At 33.3% G+C, this 3,422-nt stretch carries 4 protein-coding genes; 1 reads left to right on the top strand and 3 read right to left on the bottom strand.

The window, feature by feature from the left end; genetic code table 11:
- Window positions 1-214: 214 nt before the first annotated feature.
- The 3 genes from FPG59_RS14980 to FPG59_RS14970 all read right to left on the bottom strand — a co-directional run bounded on the left by FPG59_RS14980 (window position 215) and on the right by FPG59_RS14970 (window position 2,427).
- Entirely contained in the window at window positions 215-664 is a 450-nt protein-coding gene (locus tag FPG59_RS14980; protein WP_086455361.1) for a VOC family protein, read from the bottom strand.
- Window positions 665-693: 29 nt separating this feature from the next.
- A complete protein-coding gene (locus FPG59_RS14975; protein WP_086455363.1) occupies window positions 694-1,110 on the bottom strand; it encodes a VOC family protein in 417 nt (138 codons plus the stop codon).
- 501 nt (window positions 1,111-1,611) lie between these two features.
- Window positions 1,612-2,427: an alpha/beta fold hydrolase gene (locus FPG59_RS14970; RefSeq protein WP_086455360.1), complete on the bottom strand. Its 816-nt coding sequence runs from the start codon at window positions 2,425-2,427 to the stop codon at window positions 1,612-1,614.
- 537 nt (window positions 2,428-2,964) lie between these two features.
- Here FPG59_RS14970 and FPG59_RS14965 point away from each other — a divergent pair.
- A partial coding sequence (locus FPG59_RS14965) for a tyrosine-type recombinase/integrase (RefSeq protein ID WP_254906719.1) occupies window positions 2,965-3,422 on the top strand: 458 nt, incomplete at its 3' end.

Below are 3,422 nucleotides of genomic sequence, written 5' to 3'. Positions count from 1 at the left end.
ATAACAAAGGATTTAAATTATAATTAAAACCATTCTCGGTAAAAACTGCTTTCTATATTAAAAATAAAACAAAGCGTAAACAAGCAATAAAAATCACTATTTGAATCCCAAAATATAAAGCTTACCCTTTTTGAAGTTTTTTAATAAATTATTCATCAGGAACTCTATGTAAGTACTGTGTATATAAAAGAATTCTTAATATTGGAAGTGGTTTTTACTTATTATTTATATTTCTTTTATAATTTGGGTCAAAATCTACTATCCATTCTATACCAAATTTATCTCTAAACATTCCGAAATAAGAACCCCAAGGACTGTCATTAATTTGTATTTCAATATTCCCACCTTCTGAAAGGCCATAAAATAATTGATGAGCTTCTTCTTTACTTTCAGCGCTAATTGAAATTTTACTTCTAGTTTCATTTTCGTTATGTTTTCCCATTATTTCGGGAGTATCACTCGCCATTAATACATTGTGTTTCCCAATTGGCAAAGCAATATGCATAATGCGGTTTGCTTCGCTTTCTGAAATTGGAAATTCAGGATTTGAAAAATCTTTGAAACGACTTATCATTGCAAATTCTCCACCGAAAACGGATTTATAAAATGTAAATGCAACTTCAGCATTTCCATTAAAATGGATGTAAGGGTTTATTTGTGCCATTTTATTTTTTTTTTATTTAACTCAAATTATTATTTTGGTTGTTCAGTTGGAAATTTTGAAACGTCCATATAAAATATTTCCCATGTGTGTCCGTCAAAATCTTCAATAGTTCGTTGCTGCATAAAACCATAATCTTTCATTTCTGTTGGTTCTATACCACCTGCTTTAAGTCCATTTGACATTAAGTTATTGACTTCGTTCATACTTTCTAATGATAATGAAAAAAGTCCTGCAATATTAGTTTTTGTGTCAGCAATAGGTTTAGATGTAAAACTTGTAAACTTCTCATGTGTTAAAAGCATTACAAAAATGTTTTCACACCAAACCATACATTTTGCGGTTTCATCTGAAAATTGTGGATTATTTGTAAATCCTAATGCAGTGTAAAAGTCAACTGATTTTTCAAGTTCTTTAACTGCTAAATTTATAAAAATTTGTTTTCCCATTTTTATATTTTTTATGGTTCTCTTTATTGTAGTACGTCGTGAAGCAATTATGGTCAATGTCATTTTGTTTAAAATTCTTTAAACAAATATTATTGGATTAATTTTTAAGTAAATATATTTGATTTAAACTACAATTAAAACTCTTTTAGGTAAAAGTCACCTTATGGTTAAATAGGTTTAAAATTCGGCGTAAGTTTTGTTGGTTATAAATACGAATCCAATATAAGCTGAATTGAGAGCTTGATTGTTTTCATAGTTCCTGTTAAAATTGGTTTTAAGGGTATGTGCAGGTTTGCCAAAAAGTAAAGGAAAAACACTAAAAAAAACAAGCTAAAAACGGCTTCAAAAAAAAGAGGATACTAAATCCTCTTCATATTCTCTCTCTAAACTTTACGATAACTCCATAGTTCCTGCCAATGACCGGTTCCGTTCAACACAGGTTTCATTGTTCGGCTTGCAGCCGCAACGAAACCTTATCTGTTAGCGGTTCGTTGTTTCTTGTCAGCGTAGTTCATTAACAAAGTTTCCAATAACCTCATATAATTCTTTCGGATTGTCATAAAAAACAAAGTGATTGCTATTAGAAATCTCTTTAACATTTAAATTATTTTTGAGTAGCTCTGGAATATAGGATAATGAATTATTTTCTTGTCCGTAAATAAATATTTTGGGAATTTTCAATGCTATAAACTGTTTAAGCAAATCGCCCGTTGCTGAATATTCTACAGTTTGAAAACTATAGTTGTAATATGATTTCACATTAGTATTTAGTTCCAAATTGTTGGCAATGATGTGATAGCCCGTATTTCCATTAGCTTTCATATCATGAACTGTTTTAGGAAAAACTTGATTCGCAAATGTTTCAAAGTCATAGGTAACCACCTTGCTAGAAAACATACAGTCTTCAGGCAATAAGTTCCCTTCGATATTTATATACGCTTTGATATTGCTCTGTTCATTACTTTTAAGATATAGTAAAGTAGTCAGACCGCCCATGCTTGTCCCACAAAGTATGAAGTTTGAAATGCCAAGCTGCTTAATGAAAATTGAGCTAATGGAAGCAAGGTCATCTACATTTAATAGTAAGTCTTCAAAGTATGTTGAATTACCTGTTCCTGGGTTGTCAAAAAATATAAGCGTATGGTCGGTAAGAGCATCTGCTTTACAAGCTTCATAATAGTTTTCTTTTGCTCCACCAAGACCATGAAGCAATACAATTGTTTCTTTTTGTCCTTGTCTAAAAAAATATTCAATGCTAAAAACTTTGTCTTTATATGCAATTTCAGCAACCTTGATTTGTGGTGTCTCTTTTTTCATAAATTATTCTATTTGTTTTGTCGTCCTACAATTCTAACTAACGTTCTGGTACTACAGCGGGTTTGGGACTAAATTAAGATTTATTTTTCGGTTGTCACTAAACTGCCAAATACAAAACCATTTTCCTATTAAGCCAATTACCCAGCTTGCTTGTAGCGTGTGTTGAACTAAACCTTCGGTAGCGCGAAACCGAAAAAGTAGTACTTTTCAAAGATAATTAAAATTTGATATTATGACTACAAAAAAAAGCATCCTGATGCGTTAAGAGAGAACAAAATTCTGAACCAAGCCAAGCGAGAAGTTCCAGGTTTCGAGGAACTTTTAGATCGTTTTGAGCGGACGATTTCTGTTTTAGGCAGAAGCCAAAGTACTTTTAATAACTATTCGCGCCATGTTGCAGCTATCTCGCTTTATTTTGGTAAAATCCCAACCGAATTAGATCCCGAACAAGTACAGGACTACTTGTTTTACCAACAAAAAAAGTCAAAAACCCCTTCGCAAACGTATTTTAAACATTGCGTTTACGGACTTCGATTTTTGCTGAAATCTGAGGGTTTTCCGTATCAATTCCTTCGTTTACCGTCCATAAAACACGAGAAGAAACTTCCTGTTGTTTTGAGTAAAGAGGAAGTTTGGGCGATGCTCCAGAGTGCCAAATTGCTAAAACATAAAATCCTGATTGGTTTGCTTTATGGCTGCGGATTGCGCTGCATGGAAGCCCGAAGTGTACGATTACAAGATCTAGATTTCGATAGAAAACAGCTCAAAGTGGTTCAAGGCAAAGGCAAAAAAGACCGTTACGTTCCGCTTTCGGAACACTTGATTCGGGGATTAAAAAAATACATCACAGCCGAAAAACCTCAAGATTATCTTTTTAACGGACAACCAATTGAGCGAGCAGGAGGTGATTTTGATAGCCGTTACAGCCAGCGCGGCGTGCAATGGGCGGTGCGGCAAGTAGCCAAGGCAGCAGGCGTTAAAAAAGAAGTGCATAC

The organism is Flavobacterium sp. FPG59 (assembly GCF_002150205.1).
Lineage (GTDB): Bacteria > Bacteroidota > Bacteroidia > Flavobacteriales > Flavobacteriaceae > Flavobacterium.
The sequence above is the reverse complement of the archived record's forward strand: the minus strand, read 5'-3'. Positions and strand labels throughout refer to the sequence as shown.

Bases quoted from the DNA above. Each gene is read 5' to 3' on its own strand.
- FPG59_RS14980 (WP_086455361.1), bottom strand. From the start codon at position 664: ATGGCACAAATAAACCCTTACATCCATTTTAATGGAAATGCTGAAGTT.
- FPG59_RS14975 (WP_086455363.1), bottom strand. From the start codon at position 1,110: ATGGGAAAACAAATTTTTATAAATTTAGCAGTTAAAGAACTTGAAAAA.
- FPG59_RS14970 (WP_086455360.1), bottom strand. From the start codon at position 2,427: ATGAAAAAAGAGACACCACAAATCAAGGTTGCTGAAATTGCATATAAA.